Raw genomic sequence first — 18,589 nt, 5'->3', positions numbered from 1 at the left:
AGGAACAATCGAGTGCGTCAATTCAAGCTGCAATGTCTGGTGCTTTTGGCGTTTGGGTTTTGTTCAGACGCCTTTGCGGCACAATCTAGCACCGTGCAATGCCCGAGCGACAACTTCGCAGATTTCGTAAAAGAGTTCTCGTCCAAGCCTGAGGTGCAGCAAGCGTTTATCGCCTCGCCCGTGATCGAGCAAAAGGTAGTCTCCACCGAGTCAAAGCCGCGAGTGGTGGAGCGAAAGTCGAGGGTGTTGGACCTTCAATCGCTGGTGATGCTTGCTCCTGCCAACATCGCGAAGTCTGGGCTGAGCATGCAAGTCCAGCTGCCAAACAATGTGATTGTTCGCGATTCAAACGGTGAAGTACTTAAGATCTTCACTTTCAAACATAACGACTGTTGGATATTGAGCCGTGCTGAAGACTGGTCGCTTGAGTCTGCACTTGATGCTCAATACCCGAAGTTAAAGGCTTCACCGGCTGAGCGCGCACTAAAAAGAGGGGCGATGTATAACCAACTGGCTATCGATATCGAATCCTCCTCTTCCAGCCAGTTGTACATTTCTGCTCTGAACAGTTATTTGCATGGGGCAGACCAAGGCTCCGCGGAGGCGGCTTTCGCAGCAGCGGGTATCAGCCTTTCAGGTCAAGCGCCGCGGTTGGAAAACGTAAAGATCCTTCAACTACTGGAGTCAGCTGCCAAGAGCGTACCTGAAGCAGGGATTGCCCTTGCTGACTTCTATTGCGATGAAGGCAATTACGAAGAGAAGCGAGCCTGTGTAAATCCAGAAAAGTCACTGGGGGCTCTTGTAAGCTCTGCCCGGCTCGGTTCCCCGAGTGCATTGATTCAACTAGGCGGCGCCTATGAAGCCGGCGCAATCATCCCTAGTGATTTGGCTCGGGCGATGGCGTGTTATCAGGAGGCCGACAAGAAAGGCAATGAGGCAGGTGCTAGAGGCGTCGAACGACTAAGCACCCAAGGCATTACCGCAAATAATTCAATTCATTGCCTTTAAAGCAGGATGCTATCAATGAGCACGGGTCTACTTGAACAGCGCGCCAAATACCCTTACAGCGGATACGAATACGGCTATGGTAAGGGCGGATCTGCGGACGAAAACGGTAACGGTCGGAAGGAAATTGATTGTTCTCACTTACTAAACCTAATGCTCCGTGATGCGGGGTATGACATCCCCTACCGCACTACAAGTCAACTTGCGACAGACACCACGCATTTCGAGTTCATTGCCCTTAACAGCGTTCAGCCGGGTGATATCGCGCTATGGACAGGTATGCACCATACCGGTGTGATCGAGGACATGGACGCTAATCGGGTCAAGGGAAATTTTTTTGGCTCACAGAGTTCGACCGGGCCAAAGTCCGCAAAGTACGGTGAGGGCAGCGGCTATTGGCCGATGCCAAACAAGTACCTCCGGCCTAAGGCGGAGTATAGGAGCGGTGCGCAACCGACGCCTGCTCCTGCTCCGGCCCCTGCAGCGACCCCGGCTCCGGCAGGATCACCGCTCATGAGTTTTCAATACCCGTTCAGAAAGGCGGACGGGAAGCAATTCGAGAGCGCCGACGAAATATATAAAGCACTAGAAAAAGAAACATCGGGCCACTATCTCTTGGGCAGTAATAAGTTCTGGCATGGTGGTATTCACATTAGCAATGCCAGTGCCCCTCAATGCATCTTGAACGAACCGATCCGCTGCATGGCTGACGGCGAGGTTGTGGCCTATCGGCTTAACGAAGACTATCTAGAATCTACGTTCGGCGAAAATGAGAAAAAACTGCAGTATTCCAACTCGTTTTGTTTGGTGCGACATGAGTACAAATCTGCGCCAAACCCAGAAGAAGGACCGAATAAAGGCAAGCAAAACAAGCTGAATTTCTACAGCTTGTACATGCACCTTCTGCCCTTCAAGCGTTATCCGCTGACTGAGGAAGAAACTCCGAAGCCTCAAGTGACCATGAAGGTAAGTGACTTCAACGCTTACGACGATTTCCCTGAATCCAGTAGCGTTCAGAACGTTGGCAAGCTCGTTGCGGGGACCAAACTTGAAATACTGGATCAAAAGGCCCTAGGCAACGTTACCTATGCGAAAGGGAAAATTCTTTCAGGTAGCGTTAAAAAGAACGGTCACAAAGTTCGCGAGACTGGAAAGGAGGTCTGGTTCGCATATTTGAAAGACGGAGAACCCTACAAAAACTCCAAACCCGCACGTATATGGCTGGCAGACCCGATCCCGGAGCGTTTAAAGCCAAAATATTGGCAAGGTAAGGTGAAAGGAACCGCGTTGACAAGATTGGATCTTTATCAGGGTCCTATCTCTGCCCAAAATGGGCAGAATGCCGGTGATAAGATTGGCTCACTGCAACTTAACCCTCAAAGTTCGGTGGAATTTGAAAGCAAAGAGGTACTGAACCTCAATGTTGCAGGGACAATTCGTCGAATGGCGAAATGTACGAGCAGCGGTAGCTTGGCTGGGGATGGAAACCTTCCTCCCAGCTTCTGGGCAATTGTGGAAAACGACTTTGTTGCTTGGGATGTAATCCCGAGCAGCTTTGACTCTGTGGAGTCCGCAAGCATTGGAATCAAGGCTGGAGATCCGATTGGCTACCTGGGATTGACTGAAAACCTGACCGGCGAAGATGGCGGTGTAGCGAGTAAGTATCAAGTGCACGTCGAGATATTCACTGCTGAAGCAGACGTAAAAGACTTCCTCAAGAATACGGCTGGTCTGAAGATCGGCAAGCAATACCTGTACTTGCCAGCCGGAAGCGATCTGAAGAAAAAAGCACCTGCGACAGACAGTACGGTGCTGAAAAAGGAACATGCAGTTGATTTGAACAAGACGCCGGTCATCAAGGTGGGTACCGACGATTACTACGATGTGACCGTTACTGACAATGCTCAGGCCGTCAATGGTCTAGTCAAGAAAGTGGGCGCACAAATTATCACTCAGCATGATTGGGAAAAGCTGGGGTTTCAGATCGTCGAAGAAACCAATGCGACAGCGGACGGGTTTCTCGATCCGAAGGACATGCCTGCGTTCTTTCAGGATCTGTTCACGAAGGTCGATAAAGACCAGAGCGGCGACGTCGATCCGGCCGAGTTGGCCGAGGCGTTGAAAAACCCTGATACGCGGTCGCAATGGTCCAAGCTGGTTGCACATCATCCGACGGAGTGGAAAGCGAAAGCAGATGCTCCAAAATGGAGCCGGCTTGATACCGAGCTTGAGCACGCCCCGAAGACACTGAAGCATGAGAAAGAAAGGATCAGCAGCTATGTGTTTTGGGATGAACTGAAAGAAAAGGCTGCTATCAGTACCGACTTGATATGGCATTTCCATTCGATTGCCTTTGTAGCGAATGCGCTGTCGGCCGTTTGCATTCCACTCAACAAGGCCAAAGAAATCGCACTATTGGTTTCCTCCGGATACGAAGGAAAGAGCAAGTTGGATTATGAGGCACTGGCCGGTAATTTCGATGGTCAAGGCATGTCTTTCGGTGTTATTCAGTGGAACTTCGGGCAGGGCACGTTAGGGCCAGTTCTGCTGGAGATGCGTGGAGCAGATCAAGCCACGTTTGACGGATGTTTTGGTGCCAACATGAATTTCCAGACACTGATAAATTCGTTGAACTCTGCGAATACCGCCGCCCAAATGAGTTGGGCGACGGGAGTAATCGCCAGCAACAATGCAGGATGGAAATCGGCTTTCAAGAAGCTTGGCGAGGTCGAAGCGTTTCAAAAGATTCAGCTGAATCATGCGGCGAAATATAATGAGAATGTGATGGCTTGTATCAAGTTGATGCGCGAATTGGCACCGAATCTGATGGTGAAAATTCAACTGCGTACTTACTGTGCGCTATACGACTTGTGTGTTCAGCAAAATCATCTCGCGAAGGCGGAGCAGCTTATTAGAACCGAGTTCCCTAGTGCTAATATTACTACCCAAAAAGAGCTACTGATTTTTGTCTGTAAAAAACGAGCGGAAAAAGCCTCAGAGGCGTATAGGGCCGATGCCTTCAGTCGCCGGATGGGAATCATTCAGGGGCAAAAGTATACCGCTACAATGAGTGGCAATACTGCCACGCGAGAAAATGGCAATTACGGAATAATCGTAGAGGGTGACATCTGTGAGCTTTAAATTTCGCTGGTTTATTATTTTGATTTTTTTTTCGTCTCCAGCGTGGAGCGAAGGGAAAAAGCTGGCATGCGATCCTGATACCAATATTTGCTCAGTGGCTATTTCTGAGAACTTCTGTGGTTCTGATGGCGTTCCAAAGGCAAAGTTTGATATCAGGAGCCAGAGTTATATATTGAGCTGTGAATGTAACTGTAGCTCTCAGGAAAACAGCTTCTGGATTTTGAGTGCTGACGGAAAGGTGCAAACACTTGATGCGAGCAAGATCGTAAGTGGCGTGGATATTATCAAAAATAAATCCGGAGTACCTGACGCTTTCGGTGTGGTTCCTTATTGCCAACCAATTAATGCAAGTGGTGAAAGTCTGGTGTATATACAGAAAGGTCCTAGCTCCGCTGGGCAACCACAACCATATTGCTATTCAGTGCTTGAACATGATGAAGCGCAGAAATGTGAAAGCGCTGAATGTCTGAGTAAGCTAGAAATGGTTTCTGGTGTTGAGAAAAATATAAAAGAAGAACTTTTGGTCGAGTTCAAAAACGCCACGTCGCGCCTTTATAAGGATAAAGCAAGATTTTCTCGCTTTCCGAAACGTAATTTTATTGAACGCTACATTGGTGAGTATGGTTACTCTTCTGCCAGCCAACAAGTGTTCAATGACGTAGCATTTTTTTGGCAGCAAGCAGGCTTCAATTCCGACGCAATTTGGCTCTTGAAAAAAGTTATTTCAGAAAATCCGAAGCGGACAGTTGCCTATCTTAATCTCGCAGATGCTTATTGGGAGGCGGGTGATAAAGCATCCGCTGGAAAGAACTATAAGGTATACACCGATCTCATGAGCGAGAATGGCAAGCAAGCCAAGGTTCCTGATCGGGTTAGGCAGCGTGCTACAACGCAGTAATAGAAGAAGTTGCAGACTTCTCTTCTTCTGTTAAGGCTCACGGGTCATGACTAGGCCTTAGAAACGTTATTGTTTGATGGGACGTTTACTACGAAGCTTTAATGGATCTGTTCTGGTAAAGGAGCCGGATTTATTTTTTGCGCTCGACCGCTTTGAATTTGGTTGAGAACTTAAATAGATCTGGCCCGTTTGTCGGTTCTGACTCTATTTTCTGTCGCAAACCCGTTCAGAATTGAACGGGTCACTGACTTTTTTACGGACGCCAAGGAATGCAGATTTTCAGATTCAGTCTCATTATTTTACTTTCAATACTGTCGCCTGTGGTCATGGCTGAGGGCACGATGATTGCCACCATCCTTCAGGCCGACTTTTCCGAGGATCCGGAAGTCCGGTTGCTTGTCAGAGTCGTTGATGTGGGTGGCGGTTCGGATAGCCCTTCCATGGCGGTTCGTAATCAATGCCTGGAGAGGAAGGCGTCCGCAGAACGTCCTGGGCCGGATCCGTGCTTTTCGATAGAGATCACTGAGAGCAAAAAGCAACGGGCCATTGTTCGGCAAACGCTATTGAATGATCCTCAGCGAACAACCGACCCTATCTATTTGGAAATTGTTTATCGCTCGGAGGTCAGCGAGAGTGATCCGACGAATCACCATCAGCGATCCGCCACACTGAAGATCGAAGAAAACGGCCTCTACAATTGGAACAATGAAAGCGAACAGGCATTGGCGGACGTTGAGTGGTTTCCCTCGGGAAATGGTGTTCTTGATCTGATGGTTCCTGACGCGGATGCATTGTTGAACTCTGTATATCGGGATCGTATGAGTCGGCTGGACGAAAGCGGTCAGAAAGCACTGAGGGAAACTCAAAGAGCCTGGATGAAATTTCGAGATGCGGAGTGCCAGGCCGACCCGAAATCGTATAAATCTGTTTTCGGTGAGTGGTCCGATGCCTGCCTAATTCGCGCGACGATAGAGCGTGCTCGCCAATTGGCTTTGGCACCGGACAAGAGCAGACGTTGAAACGGACAAGCCAGAGCATTCGCGCGAAAGCGACGACTTGGATGAGCATGCATAAACTTTTCTTTCTCTTTTTTGCGCTATTTCCTTTAGGCGCTCAAAGCGCAGTCACCACCGAATCACTTTGCTTCGAACTATCCCAATCGAGCCCGGTAAAGTTCGAACTCCGTACCTACTATGACGAAGCCAGCAAATGGTCCGGTGGTTTTGTGAAGTACGCCAAATCCAGCGAGCCTATTTCCATTGTGTTGACGGATTCTCAGAATGAAATCCTCGATCCGGACGCGCCTTGGCAGCACACCAGAACTTGGTCCGAAGTCATCAACGGCGAGGTCACGGGCACTTATGAGTTAATGACACAAGGCTCGCAGATCGTCTCGATGTCTTACACAAAGCAGTCCAACGGCAAGGTGTACAGCTTCGGAATCAATACCAGCATCGACTCCTCTCCGGAGTCCGGATGCAAGTGGGAATAGGGCGAGTACATGCATTTCAAAACTTTAGCGTTATCACTGCTGGGCCTGCTGTGGACGATCCCGTCGCTAGCCGAAACCGCTACGTTCAGCCCAACCCAAGGCGTTGAAACAACGCTGGTTCTCAAAGGCTCCACGCTGAACGTCGCGGTTAAAGGCGAAACGCATCACGAGTCGCGGACGGTCGATTTTGAAGCCGTAAACGAACTCCACATGCAGTTCGACGATTTCAATTTCGACGGCGCTCAGGATTTCGCGATCTGGCAGCTTGATGACGGCATGGGTACTTACGACTACTACCGGGTGTTCATTTACCAAGCCAGAATCGGCACCTTCGAAGAATTGCAGCCGGATTGCGGCGATGGATTCGTTAATTTGCGCGTCGACAAAAAGCGTAAAGTGTTGCTCAGCACCTACTGGGAAATGAACATAACCAAGCAATGCGTCACCCGGTTCTCCAAACGCAAAGCCTGAATGACTCAAGGAAGAACACAGTGAAACGGTTTGTTGTGGCGAGCTTAGAACGAAGGATATGTCTCGGGCGTTAGCCTGTTATCAAATGGCGGCTGACAAAGGTAATCAGTTGGGCCTCTTCATCGTGGGGCGATTGGGATCGTCAGGCGCCGCGCCGATTGAGGCTTGCCACTGCATTTGAATTTTGGGGCATGTTTGATGCGCTTTCGCACGCGCTGAGCCTGAATCCGTCACCATAAAACGTTTAGTGCTTAAGCGTCTGACAACTCCCATTTTCCTTTAAACTCCCCCACCCCCAAGGAATGCGTTCAGGACACGGAATGCCAGCCCCCTCGAACTCCCTTCGCCCTGCGCTAGTGCTCTGGCTATACGCCGCCGCAATCGTGCACATTCTCGCCGGCCTCACCCTGACTTGGGCCGGTCACTCCGGTTTACTCGACGGCTATTTGCACACCCTCGAACTCGCATTCTGGGGCGCCGATGCGGTGCCTGCGGCCGGCCACGAACAACAAGTCTGGTGGCTCGCGCTTTTCGGCGCGACGCTGCAAAGCTATTCGCTGTACATGCTCGCTCTGGTGCACTTGGGCAATCGCTTGAAAGCCCCGGCAGTCTGGGGTTGGTTGATCGCGGGCATCCTGTTATGGGCGCCGCAGGACATGTGGCTTTCAGCGCAACGGCAGGTCTGGTCGCACCTGTGGCTCGACGGCTTTGCGTTGCTGGTGTTGTTGCCACCGCTGGTTTGGCTATATCGCCATGACCGCCGAAAATCCCCTTCAGTAAAGACTCCGAGCACATCCAACCCGTTTGTTGGCAGCGCTTTCAAACGCGTACTGATCACCGGCGGCACAGGGTTTATAGGTGAAGCTTTAGTCCACCAGTTACTCGACGCCGGTCATTCAATTAGCGTTCTAACGCGTGATCCGTTGAGCGCCGCCACCTTGTTCAACGGCCGCGTCCGCTGTATGCATTCGCTCGGCGAACTCAGCCACGACGAAGCCTTCGACGTAGTGATCAATCTCGCCGGAGCACCCGTCGCCGGCCCACGCTGGAGTCCCAAGCGTCAGGCGCAACTGCTCGCCAGCCGAGTCGGCACCACCGAAGCGTTGATGACCTGGCTGAAGAACACCAAGCAAAAACCAACGCTGTGGATTCAAGCCTCGGCCATCGGCTTCTACGGCGTGCGCGACGCCAGTGAAAACCTCGACGAACACGCCAGCAAGGGCGACGGTTTCATGGCCGAACTCTGCGCGCGTTGGGAAGCCGCCGCGCAACCGGCCACTGAGTTTGGCGTGCGTCAGGTGGTGCTACGCCTCGGCGTGGTCTTCGGCCCGGGCGGCGCGTTGACGCCGTTGCTGCTGCCATTCCGCTTGGGCTTCGGCGGGCGCATGGGCGATGGTCGGCAGATCATGAGTTGGGTGCATCGCGATGATGTGCTTCAGGTGATCGCAAGGGCTTTCGATGACGACAGTCTGCGCGGTACCTACAACATGGTGGCGCCGGAAACGGTCAGTCAGGCAGCGTTCGCCGAGCAGGCCGGCAAGGTCCTCAAGCGTCCGGTGTGGTTCCATATTCCCGCCGCGCCAGTGCGTGCGCTGGCAGGGGAGATGGCGCAGTTGTTCTTTGACGGTCAGCGCGTGGTGCCGCAGCGTTTGACGGAGGCTGGCTACACGTTCCGTTATCCAACCCTCGACGCCGCTCTGCGCGACCTGACCTGAGGATCGCCCATGAGCAAGCCCCTGATGTACCTGTTGGCCGGCAACGGCAGCGCCGCCGATTGGTGGGATGACGCGCTGCCGCATTTTCAGCGTTACGAGGTGGTGCCGCTGGAGCTGCCGGGTTTCGGCGCCAACCCGCAGCCGCCCTGCGAGGATCTGGCGGCTTATGCGCAGACCTTGCTGACGATGACGCAAAAGGGCAGCGCGATCATGGCCGTCGGAGTCAACGCGTTGCTGGTGCTGCATGCGCTGCAACGTCGGCCCGGGCACTTTTCTCGCAGTGTGTTGCTGGCGCCGGTGGGCGCCTTTTTGTGGCAGCGTCGATTGCCGGCGTTGATGTCACCGCTGCCAATCCGAAAGAGCATTCATTGGCTGCTTTCGAACAAACCCACACTGTTCGCGCGCAAGTTTTCCAACCAGACCTGGACGCCCGCGCAGTACCAGCGCATGGGCGCCGGCTATGCGCGTTGCCGTGCGTTCGTTCCGCATTGGGACCTGATTCGCGCCGACACCGCGCTGCCACTGCTGGAGTGGATCACCGATCCGGTCGAGTTGGTTTGGGGCGATCAGGACGCTGTACTCGGCATCGAGCAAGCGGCAGCGTGGTCTGCGATTCTCGCTCGCGCTGATCTGACTATCAGTCTCAAACCCGGTTGGGGCCATTACCCGTGGATCGACTCGCCCGCGCAGTTCGCACAGTGGCTGGAGTCGGGCGAGCGCGGGTTTGTCGCGCACACCAAGGGCGGGCGTTTGCGCCTGGCTGAACTGGCGCGGCAAGCGGTGCCGGCGGCGCTGACGCTCAACGATTGCACCGATCCGCGTCTGCCGGCATTTCTCGCCGCCCAACCTGATGTGACCTGGGCGGTGCGCTCCTCCAGTTATGGCGAGGATCAGGCCGATTCGGCGAATGCCGGTTTGAGCACAACCTATCTGCGCGAGCCGCCCGCCAATGTGCCGAAACGCATCGCTGAACTGACGGCCGAGGGCGTCGAGGAAGTGGTGGTGCAACGCTTCATCACGCCGGTAGTTTCCGGGATCGCGTTCGTGCGCCATCTCTCGGTAGAACTGGAATGGGTTGAAGGCCATCTCGAATCGTTGGCCGACGGTCACGTCAGCCCCTCACGAGCAACGCTTTCGCGACTCGGTGATGCGTGGCGTAGCGGCATGTTCACGCCATCTCACGGCTTGACCGAGGACCTGCTCTGGCGCTTTCTGCAAGACGTGTTGCGCGTGTTCCACTACGTGCCCGGCGACGTCGAATGGGCCTGGGACGGCTCGCAACTCTGGCTGCTGCAATACCGGCCGATCAGTGACTACGGCTGGCGCCGCCACCTGACCGCCGCCAACATCGCCGAGATTCTGCCACCGCAACCGAGCGTGCTGGTGGAGTACGCCCAGCGCCGAGCCGCTGCGAGTATTCCGGCGATCATGGCGCGCTGGGATGCGCGAGTGTTGCAGGACAACGAGCCGTTCACTGCTGTGTTCGGCGGTGCGTCCTACATCAACAATGATCTGTTTCTTGCCCGGTTGGCCGACTGGGGTATCAGCGCCAGCAACTACGCTGGTGAAGTCGGTGGCGCGACCCCGCATCTGCCGTGGCAACCACTCAAAATGCTGCGTTCGTTGCCGCTGTTTTTGCGTATGCAACGCAAGGCTCGGAGCCATTTGCTGAACCTTGAAAACGGCTTGCAGCGCTTCGATCGGGAGCTGGCCGAACTGGTCGCCCAAGCTGCCGATGGCCAGCAATTGGCAGACTGGTTCACCCGGTTCTACGTGTTCGTGGTGCAAGGCAATCTGTGCATCGCCACGGCACTGGCCAGCAGCGGTGGCGATTGGCTGGGCCGTCCGCCGACCGCTTACGACAATCTGGAAAACAGTCCTCATCGACTGCCGTGGGAAACCGACCCGGCCACCCCGCGACCCGCGTCGAGCGAACTGCCGCTACAGCCATTCCCGCAATGGTCCGGGCTGATCCGCCTCGCGCATTCGACCGGCCTGCCGGGCCTGCGCGGCTACTACCTGCAAGTACGCGAGTGGTATCGCGACAACCTGATGCGCATCTTCTTCCGTCTGCACCACGCCATGCCCATGGCGGATCGCGAACATTGGTTCGCGCCGCATCCGGACGTACGCACTCGCGACGGCAGCTTCTGGCAGGACGGTCGCGAAGGTGCGGAGCAGGCCACCGGTTTCATGATTTATCCGGGGCAAGTGCAAGGCATTCTCGGCGTGGACATTTTGTTGGAAGACACCCTAGATCCGGGGCGGCATGCGCACTATCAAGCAGCACGAGCGGTGATTGCGCGTATGGGCGGGCGGTTGTCCCATGGTTCGACGTTGTTGCGCGAGTTGCGCAAGCCGTCGGCGGTGATGCCGCAGGTGGATCCGGCGTGGTTGGGGTGTGAGGTGTTGTATCGGGATGGTGAACTGGAATTGATGAATTCGAAGGATACGAAGTGAAACGACGGTTGTTGCGTATGAACTGGCTGTCACTGTTAGCGGGCTGTCTCTTGGCAATTTCAACCGCCATGGCCTTCGCTGCAGATCCAACCTTCAAGGATTACACCGTCACGCCAGTTTTCAACGGCCCCAACCATAATCTGGTGCCGCAAGAAAACAGCAGCCCAATGATGGACCAAGCGCGGGCACAAGCCCTGAAAGGCAAGGTCAACTTCGCCGGCCATTACATCCTGCACAGGCTCGGCTGTGGCGGTAGCGCCATTTGCGGCGAAGTGCTGGACGCCCAGACCGGTGAAGTAGTTGGCGGTCTGCCGAATGCTTACGACGGCAGCACTTTTGGCATGGTTTACCAGCCAGATAGCCGCTTGATCATCGTCTCCGGCATCACGCTCGACGGCGAAGAAGATGCGCAGGGGAATGCGTTGGAAAGTGGTAATCGGGATCGTTACTACGAGTTTGTGAACAATGAGTTTCGGCTGCTGAGCATGACCGACGTGGAATCGCCGCCGATGGATGAGGAGTGAGTGGATGAACCGGTTTTTCATTCGGCCTGTGCTGATTGCGCTTTCGCTATTACCTCATTCACTGACCGCGACTGCCAGCGAAGGGAGTTGCTACGGCTACCTTACTGAGCTTGTCAGGAGCAGCGATTTTCCGTTTCGTTATGTCGGCAAGGACAAGGTCAATTTGCTGATCGATGAGGACGACGGTGAAGTAGTGCGCGCTCAGCTGTTTTTCGACACCGACGGCACCGGCACGATTGGCTGGATCAAATACACCCCGGCTACCCGTGTATTGCTCAATAGCTCGGCGGAGTTGGAGGAGCCAGTGGCATTGTCATTCGATGCCAAGTTTGCGGACGGCTATGCAAAGTGCCTGACAAAACAAAAGGCCGGCTAACGGCGAAAAGGATTAGCTATGGCCAGCCTTAAGTGGGTGTTGATGATCGGCAGTTTGTTCAGCGCTGCCAATGTCTTTGCCGTTGACCCGCCAATAGTGGGAGCCGCCGGAAACACCGTTACGTTCCAGGCAAAAAAATGGACAACGCCCGTCGTGGAATCTACGACCGCCTGGTTCACCGCGAATGGACAAACGTTCCCCTTGTTCCATGCCGGCATTGGTGCTCAGGCCTATCCCGAGTGGCTCAGCCCTGACAAAAAATTTCTACTGGCGACTGCGGTGGAGTACGGCGTTGTCATAGGTGAGAACGGCGAGGAAATAGCGACATCACAGGGACATTGCGATGTGATCTCGATGGAAACCGGTTGCGTACTTGCTGAGACTTACGAACGGTTTTGTGAGGGTAAATGGGTGGGTAATCAATGGGTTTCTGAAGAGGGCGAGGTACTCAATCCTGTCTTGGAGACTAAGCCACCAAAGGACCTTCTGAAAAATTCTTCGAGTATTAAGCCTGCGCAGTCCCGAGCAGAGTCCATCGAATGGAGCCTGAGCTTTTTAAGCCCGGAATCCTATATGGCGTGTCATCCCCCGGCGCAAAATGTTCAGGCTTACAACGACCTCGGTTTTTATCTGGCCGAGGGCGGTAACGATGAGTTGGCAATGAAGTTTTATCGAGGCGTTGAAGCTGTCGGCAAACGCACAGTGCTGATGCTGAACATGGCTGATTCGCTGTGGCGACTTGATCGGCAAGAGGAAGCGCAGCGGTATTACCGCGAGTACCGCGACGCGATGAGTGCCGCCGGCAAAGCGCAGAAGATTTCGCAACGCGTCGTTGAGCGATCTGAAATTCAGGGAATGAAACAGTGAATATGTTCTTCCGCTTTATCGTGTTGAGCCTTGGGCTTTTATCCACTTCCTACGCATTTTCTACCCCGCAAGTCCTCAAGGAAATTCCTGCGAGTTTGCTGGGTGATGCATCACGGCAGAACGTATTCGTTCTGGCAGGAGACGCGGACGAGGCCTCTAACCGGTTGTTGATTGCGCCGGTACAGGCACGTGATGAGGACATATTGCTCGATACGTCGAAGGCGCTGCCTCTGATCAAAAGTCAGTACTCGTCTGCGCTTCAGGGTGAATTCAGCGTCCATGTACTCAAAGGTCGCCCTGGCGTAATGACCGTCATTGATCCACAGGCTGAGGAAGCTGTGGTCAAGCAACCGTTTGTTGAGGCTGGGGATTACATCGCGCTAGTAACCAGCGAAGAAGATAACGCGGTTTATAACTTCAACCTGTTGTTCGCCTTCAACAGAGGTTCAAAGCAGTTTGAGCTGAAAGCTCTCCTGGAAGTGGCGAACAACGACTCCTGTGACCGGTCGCTTGTCAGCGTAGTGGAGTTGCCGGTGCAGACATTGGGCCCCATCACTCTCGCTTCTTTCGATGGGCGTGAAGCGCTGCAGAAGCTGCAGGTTGCTCGTACTGGCAGTATTAAGGGCGTGAGAAAGAAATTGATGACCGTCGATTCGGCTGATTTGCTGGATATGGCGCTGGCAGCCTACCGAAAGGGTGATGACTCTTCCTTCAAGGATACGATGAGCTACGCGTTGATGGGCGGCGGCTCGCATGACACTTGTCCCCCGGAAAGCTATATCGTCGCAAAGTACTACTACCCGCAGCGTCCCGGCTGGTCCAACGACCTTGGGTTTTTACTGGGCGAGGCGGATTACTACGCTGAGTCGATTGAGTTGCTCAATGCAGTGATTGCCAACCACCCAAACAGGACGGTTGCTTATCTGAATCTCGCTGACAGTTATTGGGCCCTGAACGATAAAGAGCGGGCGGTGGCGGCATACAAGCAATACTCATCGCGAATGTCTGAAGCGGGGAAGGCTTCGAAGATCCCGGCGAGGGTGGGTGAGCGCTGCGCTTTGGCGCCCGAGGCGTGATCAACGCTCGTTGAGTTGCTGTAGATGTGTTTTCTGATACCTCATGAAACCGCTAAAGGAATGTTCGGTTTGAAATTTTTGCCTGCGTTTATTTCTGTGCTTCTTCTAATGCCACTGGCTGCGCACAGTGAAGTTTCTACACAGGTAAGGTGCTTCCGCTCGCTGGAAGGCAAAAATATCGATTTTGAATTCAGAACCTATTACGACGCGGCCGCCAAATGGAGCGGCGCAAGTGTCAGGTATAGCAAGTCGAAGAACGCCATTGCTCTGGTTCATCACCGAACCGAAGAATACGTCATGACGGAGGACGGCCCCTACGAATTCACGACGACTTGGGTGGAAGTTTCAGACGGTGCAGTGACAGGGCAGTATGTCATTGCAACGCAAGGCGCTCGGGTGAACTCAATGCGTTACACGAATTACAAATCCGGAAAACAGTATTCGTTCGATGAAGACTTCAGCATCGAGGCCTCCCCAGAGACGGGTTGTCAGTGGGGATAAAGTCTTGAAGAAAGGGGACCTAACGTCCCCTTTTTTACATCCACAAATCTCGTTACGGCGTAACCAATCTCACCCGTCCTGCCGATGAACGATGGCGTAAGTGGGCTGAGGCTAAAGGGCCGCGGATTGCTCGGACCAGATAATCAATGTCAGGGTATTTCTGTTGATGTTCAAAAGCTTTCAAACGCCGTTACTCTCTCGACCTTGAAAATTGCCAGTGGTTGTCCATGTCCAAGAGTCGAGGGAACGGGTATCGCTACCAGATCTGGAGATCTGAGGCGCGTAAGGCAGCGGAAGCCCTGGCGCGCGAGAACCAGAACCTCATAACCAGAGGTATTGATACAACTCAAATTCGATATGAGCCCATTACTCTTGCTGCCATTGAAGCCGCCGATCTGTGGGGGGATGAGGCTACGCTATACCCATGGCATGACGTGCATCAATGGAAGCAGGCTGACATCCGAGGCTTTGATGTCTCGCTTTGGTTCGACCGGGAATTATGTGGGTTGTGTTATGCCTCACCTCGCAAGAGCAAGCTGTGCATCAAGATTGTGATTCTGGAGGGCAAGCCGGACAGATCTCATCCGTTGCGAGGCACCGTGGCTGCTTTGGCGCTAACCGCGATTGAAAACTACGCGATCTTAATAGGTTGTACGGAAATTGAAGTTCAAGAACCAGCCGCCGCTGCTATACCGTTGTATGAGAGTTTAGGGTTTGGCTTTGATCCGACGGGCCGGCTTGTTATTGGGGTTGAGCGGTAATACTATCCAGTCAAATTTCGAGACCCGAGAGGTTTCCATGAAAAAGTCCAAACATGAACCCAAGCCTATGATGGCTGCCCGGTTCCAGGCCGAAGCTCGTGAGGTTTTGGCCAAACGTTCCGGTAAGCGCAGCCGCTTTCTGGATGTCGCACTGTCCAAAGGCAGTGATTTCGAGCCTGTCGGTCGACTGGCCGGCTGAAGGTTTCGGATTCTCGAAAAAGCTGCCTGATTGGCAGTTTTTTTGTGTCTGGATTTTTTACCGATAGGTGCAGAAAGGGGACTTAACGTCCCCTTTTTTCATCCGCAAATTTCGCTAGGACTTGGCTGCCAGGTTCCGCACTTCAATATGGTCGAGCGTCCCTTCCACCATCAATCGCACCCCATCCGCCATTCTGCTCAGGGCCAGTGCTACCGAGCGGCGGGAGCCGTGGAGGTCGTCGGCGAGGTCGCAGGCGATGGCGCTGATGGACAGGAGGTCTTCGGAGGCGTTGGCCATCAGGGCTTCGGCATCGGTGCCTGGGGTGAGGCTGAAGAGGCCGGTTTCACGTTTGGGTTGGGATTCGGTGCGCGGTTTGAAGTGGTGGTCGAGGGCGCGTTCGGCGGCTTCGTGGAATTTCTTGGATTCAAGCGATTCGTAGGGCGATATGTCTGGGGTTTCGGGGGGATTGGGTGTTGGTTTGATCATTCGGTCTTACTCCAGTTTCAGGAGCCGACACCGTTTCGCTCGCACTTCGAAAGTGGTGGCAGCTGTGCATAGGTGTGCAAGACCGGTGGAGTCACCCGGCAGACCCGAAGGCCTCCCATACACAGCAGCCATAACGATCCGCGAGCATAGGAAAACGCTCGGCGAATTGCCATAACCAATGTGGACTCCCGCCGGACTTGCACGTCCGTATCACCAATTCGTGGTGACCTATTGAGGCTATCGATGAACCCTCATCCTGCCTAGTTCACGCACAACACCACGCCTTGCAGGAAATTTCCCATAGGTTTGCAGGCCGGAAGATCAAAAGATCGCAGCCTTCGGCAGCTCCTACAGGGATGTGTTTCAACAGGTGTAGGAAGTGGGATGCAGAAGCGTGACTTGGCGGTCATCGTGCGGGAAATGGTCTGCATCATCTTCCAATAGCGGCCGATAGTGGCGTTATCGTCTGAATCCCTTACACTGCCCCGGCCGTTCATTTTCCTTTTGAGGCTGTGCGCATGAAATTTCGTTTTCTTCTGTGGATGCTGGGTCTGTTGATGGGTAAGGCCAGCCGGACAAATCCTGCGTTCCAGCAGCAGTTGGGTGACAAGGATCTGGTGTTTCAGCTGCAAACGCTGGACGGGAAGGTGGCGCGGCATTTCGTGGTGAAGAATCAGCGCATCACCAGCAAGTCTGGGGTGGTGGCGGAGCCGGCGTTTGCGATTGCGTTCAAGGATGCGGGTTATGCCTTTGCCACGATGCAGGCGAAGAACAAGCAGTTGGCGTTTATGCAGGGGATTCAGGACAAGTCGATCCAACTGAAGGGGAATCCGGCGCTGGTGATGTGGTTTCAGGGATTGATGAAGTATTTGAAGCCGAGGAAGGCCAAGCCCAAGGCTTGAGTAGAAGGGCTTGAGAAGATGGGCTGTCGTGGCGAGGGGATTTATCCCCGATGGGCTGCGCAGCGGCCCCAAAACCTGAGACCTCGATATAACTGACACACCCTGTTGCCTGGGTTTGCGACTGCTGCGCAGTCGGTCGGGGATAAATCCCCTCACCACAGGTTTTGTGTCAGGCAGGTAGATTGGGGTGGATTCTTCGCGAGCAAGCTCGCTCCCACAGGAGGTCACCGAAACCTTGTGGGAGCGAGCTTGCTCGCGAAGTTTTTAAGCCTGGCTGAATTGCGAAGCCAGCTCACGCAGCAGGACTTCGGCTTCGAGGACTTTACTGACCACGTCATTGGCCTTGTCGCGGGTCAGGCCAACGCGCTCGAGCAGGGCGTCGGGGATGTCTTCGTCGGGGCCGGAACCGATGCCGCGGCTGCGCAGCAGGCGCACGGCCAGGCAGACGAGGTTCGGGTATTCGGCGTAGGCGCCGTCGTAGCTTGGGTCGTGCTGGAAGCGCAGGGCGGTGGCCAGTTCGTCGGGCATGTCCCAGTAGCGCATCAGCCACGAGCCGATCTGTTCGCGGCTGATGCCCAGCAGGTGCTGCTCGATGTAGCTGTGGCACAGGTGCGGGTTGACCTCCAGGTGACGGCAGATCAGCGAGAAGTGCGGCGGGAACACGTGGGCCAGCAGCAGGTAGCCGAAGTTGTGCAGCAGACCGGCCAGATAGGTCAGACCGGCTTCCGGGCGCTGGGCGCGCGGCATGGCGCGGGTCAGGCCTTCGATGACGGCGGCGGTGTAGATCGATTGCTGCCAGTACGGTGTGGTGTGTTGCGGGTGGTCTTTCGGCAGGCTCAGGGTCTTGCCGAGGGCCAGGCCCAGCGCGAGGTTGATCACCAGATCGAAACCGAGCACGCGAACGATCGCGTCTTCTACCGAACGGATCTTGCCCGGCGAGGCGTAGTACGGCGACGCCGCCCAGCTCACCACTTGTGCAGCCAGCGCCGGGTCGGTTTCGACCACGCCGGTGATGTCGTCGATGGTGGCGTTGGGGTCGACGCGCAGCTTGATGATTTTTTGCGCGGTCTCGGCCAGCGGCGGAATTTCGATGGTCGCTTCCAGACGCTGCTGAATCCGGCGTGCAGTGAACGCCTGCACAGCCTGGGTGATTTCCTCGCGGTCATCGTCCGGGCGATCAAGGTTCGGGCGGATGCTGCTCAGGGCTTCGCCGAAGTTGGCGGCGCTGGCCTTGGTCAGCATGCTCTTGAAGGCTTCGCTGGTGATTTCCAGCAGCAGGCCCGGCTCGCCGGAGTTGATCAGCAGCTTCGGCTCGCGCAGCAGGCTCTCTTCGTAGAGACACGGCGAACTGGTGAGTGCCGGCAGGCCCGGCAGCAGGCTCAGGCTGTGTTTGCCGAGCATCTTTTCCAGGCGCTCGGTGGACACGGCGGTCAGGCGTCGGCCAGTCAGTTCGGCGAGGCGGTTGAGGTCGAGCAACTGGCTCTGCGGAAACAGCACCATCAGCGCGCCGACGGCATCGTCCAGCAACACGGCTTGTACCTTGCGCGAAGCGTTGAGGCCGTGGTGGTCGAGCACTTCTTCGTAGGCGATCCCCAGCTTGCCGAGCAGCAGCCGAATTACAGACGGCGCGTGCGGAAGTTCAGGGGCGAGAGCTGCGTCAGTCATGGTCTGTATCCGTTTTTGAAACAATGGCAGGAGTATAACCAGCTCTGTAG

At 54.7% G+C, this 18,589-nt stretch carries 18 protein-coding genes; 16 read left to right on the top strand and 2 right to left on the bottom strand.

Annotation, left to right across the window (positions count from 1 at the left end):
• The first annotated feature begins 12 nt into the window (after positions 1-12).
• The 15 genes from KCG87_RS02345 (at position 13) to KCG87_RS02275 (ending at position 15,486) form a co-directional block, all read left to right on the top strand.
• A complete protein-coding gene (locus KCG87_RS02345) occupies positions 13-1,008 on the top strand; it encodes a sel1 repeat family protein (protein WP_348983720.1) in 996 nt (331 codons plus the stop codon).
• Positions 1,009-1,023: 15 nt separating this feature from the next.
• Entirely contained in the window at positions 1,024-4,146 is a 3,123-nt protein-coding gene (locus KCG87_RS02340) for a calcium-binding protein (RefSeq protein ID WP_246881615.1), read from the top strand.
• On the top strand, positions 4,136-5,044 hold the full coding sequence (locus KCG87_RS02335; protein ID WP_210556303.1) for a tetratricopeptide repeat protein: 909 nt from the start codon (positions 4,136-4,138) through the stop codon (positions 5,042-5,044). The genes KCG87_RS02340 and KCG87_RS02335 overlap by 11 nt, the downstream gene beginning before the upstream one ends.
• Before the next feature lie 269 nt (positions 5,045-5,313).
• Positions 5,314-6,063, top strand: coding sequence for a lysozyme inhibitor LprI family protein (locus KCG87_RS02330; protein WP_246881616.1), 750 nt, complete (start codon positions 5,314-5,316; stop codon positions 6,061-6,063).
• The gene (locus tag KCG87_RS02325; RefSeq protein WP_246881617.1) at positions 6,060-6,536 is read left to right on the top strand and encodes a hypothetical protein; all 477 of its coding nucleotides are present in this window, start codon (positions 6,060-6,062) and stop codon (positions 6,534-6,536) included. Before KCG87_RS02330 ends, KCG87_RS02325 begins: the two co-directional genes overlap by 4 nt.
• Positions 6,537-6,545: 9 nt before the next feature.
• Positions 6,546-7,007: a hypothetical protein gene (locus KCG87_RS02320; protein WP_210556305.1), complete on the top strand. Its 462-nt coding sequence runs from the start codon at positions 6,546-6,548 to the stop codon at positions 7,005-7,007.
• 320 nt (positions 7,008-7,327) lie between these two features.
• On the top strand, positions 7,328-8,722 hold the full coding sequence (locus KCG87_RS02315) for a TIGR01777 family oxidoreductase (protein WP_210556306.1): 1,395 nt from the start codon (positions 7,328-7,330) through the stop codon (positions 8,720-8,722).
• Between the two features lie 9 nt (positions 8,723-8,731).
• Positions 8,732-11,182, top strand: a complete 2,451-nt coding sequence (locus KCG87_RS02310; RefSeq protein ID WP_210556308.1) for an alpha/beta fold hydrolase — start codon at positions 8,732-8,734, stop codon at positions 11,180-11,182.
• Positions 11,183-11,199: 17 nt separating this feature from the next.
• Positions 11,200-11,706, top strand: a complete 507-nt coding sequence (locus KCG87_RS02305) for a hypothetical protein (protein ID WP_135296961.1) — start codon at positions 11,200-11,202, stop codon at positions 11,704-11,706.
• A gap of 4 nt (positions 11,707-11,710) precedes the next feature.
• The gene (locus tag KCG87_RS02300) at positions 11,711-12,082 is read left to right on the top strand and encodes a hypothetical protein (RefSeq protein WP_135296843.1); all 372 of its coding nucleotides are present in this window, start codon (positions 11,711-11,713) and stop codon (positions 12,080-12,082) included.
• Between the two features lie 18 nt (positions 12,083-12,100).
• Positions 12,101-12,949 (top strand): tetratricopeptide repeat protein, encoded by an 849-nt coding sequence (locus tag KCG87_RS02295; RefSeq protein ID WP_210556310.1) that lies wholly within the window; start codon positions 12,101-12,103, stop codon positions 12,947-12,949.
• A gap of 2 nt (positions 12,950-12,951) precedes the next feature.
• The gene (locus KCG87_RS02290) at positions 12,952-14,025 is read left to right on the top strand and encodes a tetratricopeptide repeat protein (RefSeq protein ID WP_210556588.1); all 1,074 of its coding nucleotides are present in this window, start codon (positions 12,952-12,954) and stop codon (positions 14,023-14,025) included.
• Between the two features lie 60 nt (positions 14,026-14,085).
• Positions 14,086-14,526: a hypothetical protein gene (locus KCG87_RS02285; protein ID WP_102356290.1), complete on the top strand. Its 441-nt coding sequence runs from the start codon at positions 14,086-14,088 to the stop codon at positions 14,524-14,526.
• A 227-nt stretch (positions 14,527-14,753) separates the two neighbouring features.
• On the top strand, positions 14,754-15,287 hold the full coding sequence (locus KCG87_RS02280) for an N-acetyltransferase (RefSeq protein WP_064589829.1): 534 nt from the start codon (positions 14,754-14,756) through the stop codon (positions 15,285-15,287).
• A 37-nt stretch (positions 15,288-15,324) separates the two neighbouring features.
• Positions 15,325-15,486 (top strand): hypothetical protein, encoded by a 162-nt coding sequence (locus tag KCG87_RS02275; RefSeq protein ID WP_177434699.1) that lies wholly within the window; start codon positions 15,325-15,327, stop codon positions 15,484-15,486.
• Positions 15,487-15,600: 114 nt separating this feature from the next.
• On the opposite strand, the gene KCG87_RS02270 is transcribed toward KCG87_RS02275, so the two are convergent.
• The gene (locus tag KCG87_RS02270; RefSeq protein WP_027610398.1) at positions 15,601-15,972 is read right to left on the bottom strand and encodes a DUF6124 family protein; all 372 of its coding nucleotides are present in this window, start codon (positions 15,970-15,972) and stop codon (positions 15,601-15,603) included.
• Between the two features lie 518 nt (positions 15,973-16,490).
• On the opposite strand from KCG87_RS02270, the gene KCG87_RS02265 reads away from it, so the two are divergent.
• Entirely contained in the window at positions 16,491-16,874 is a 384-nt protein-coding gene (locus tag KCG87_RS02265) for a helicase (RefSeq protein ID WP_210556311.1), read from the top strand.
• A gap of 264 nt (positions 16,875-17,138) precedes the next feature.
• On the opposite strand, the gene KCG87_RS02260 is transcribed toward KCG87_RS02265, so the two are convergent.
• Complete coding sequence (locus KCG87_RS02260) at positions 17,139-18,539, bottom strand: aminoacyl-tRNA deacylase and HDOD domain-containing protein (RefSeq protein WP_095137709.1); 1,401 nt, start codon at positions 18,537-18,539, stop codon at positions 17,139-17,141.
• Positions 18,540-18,589: the final 50 nt, after the last annotated feature.

This window comes from Pseudomonas sp. MWU347 (assembly GCF_017947305.1).
Taxonomy (GTDB): domain Bacteria; phylum Pseudomonadota; class Gammaproteobacteria; order Pseudomonadales; family Pseudomonadaceae; genus Aquipseudomonas; species Aquipseudomonas putida_A.
Note: the sequence above shows the minus strand (reverse complement) of the source record. Positions and strands in the feature narration are given on the sequence as shown.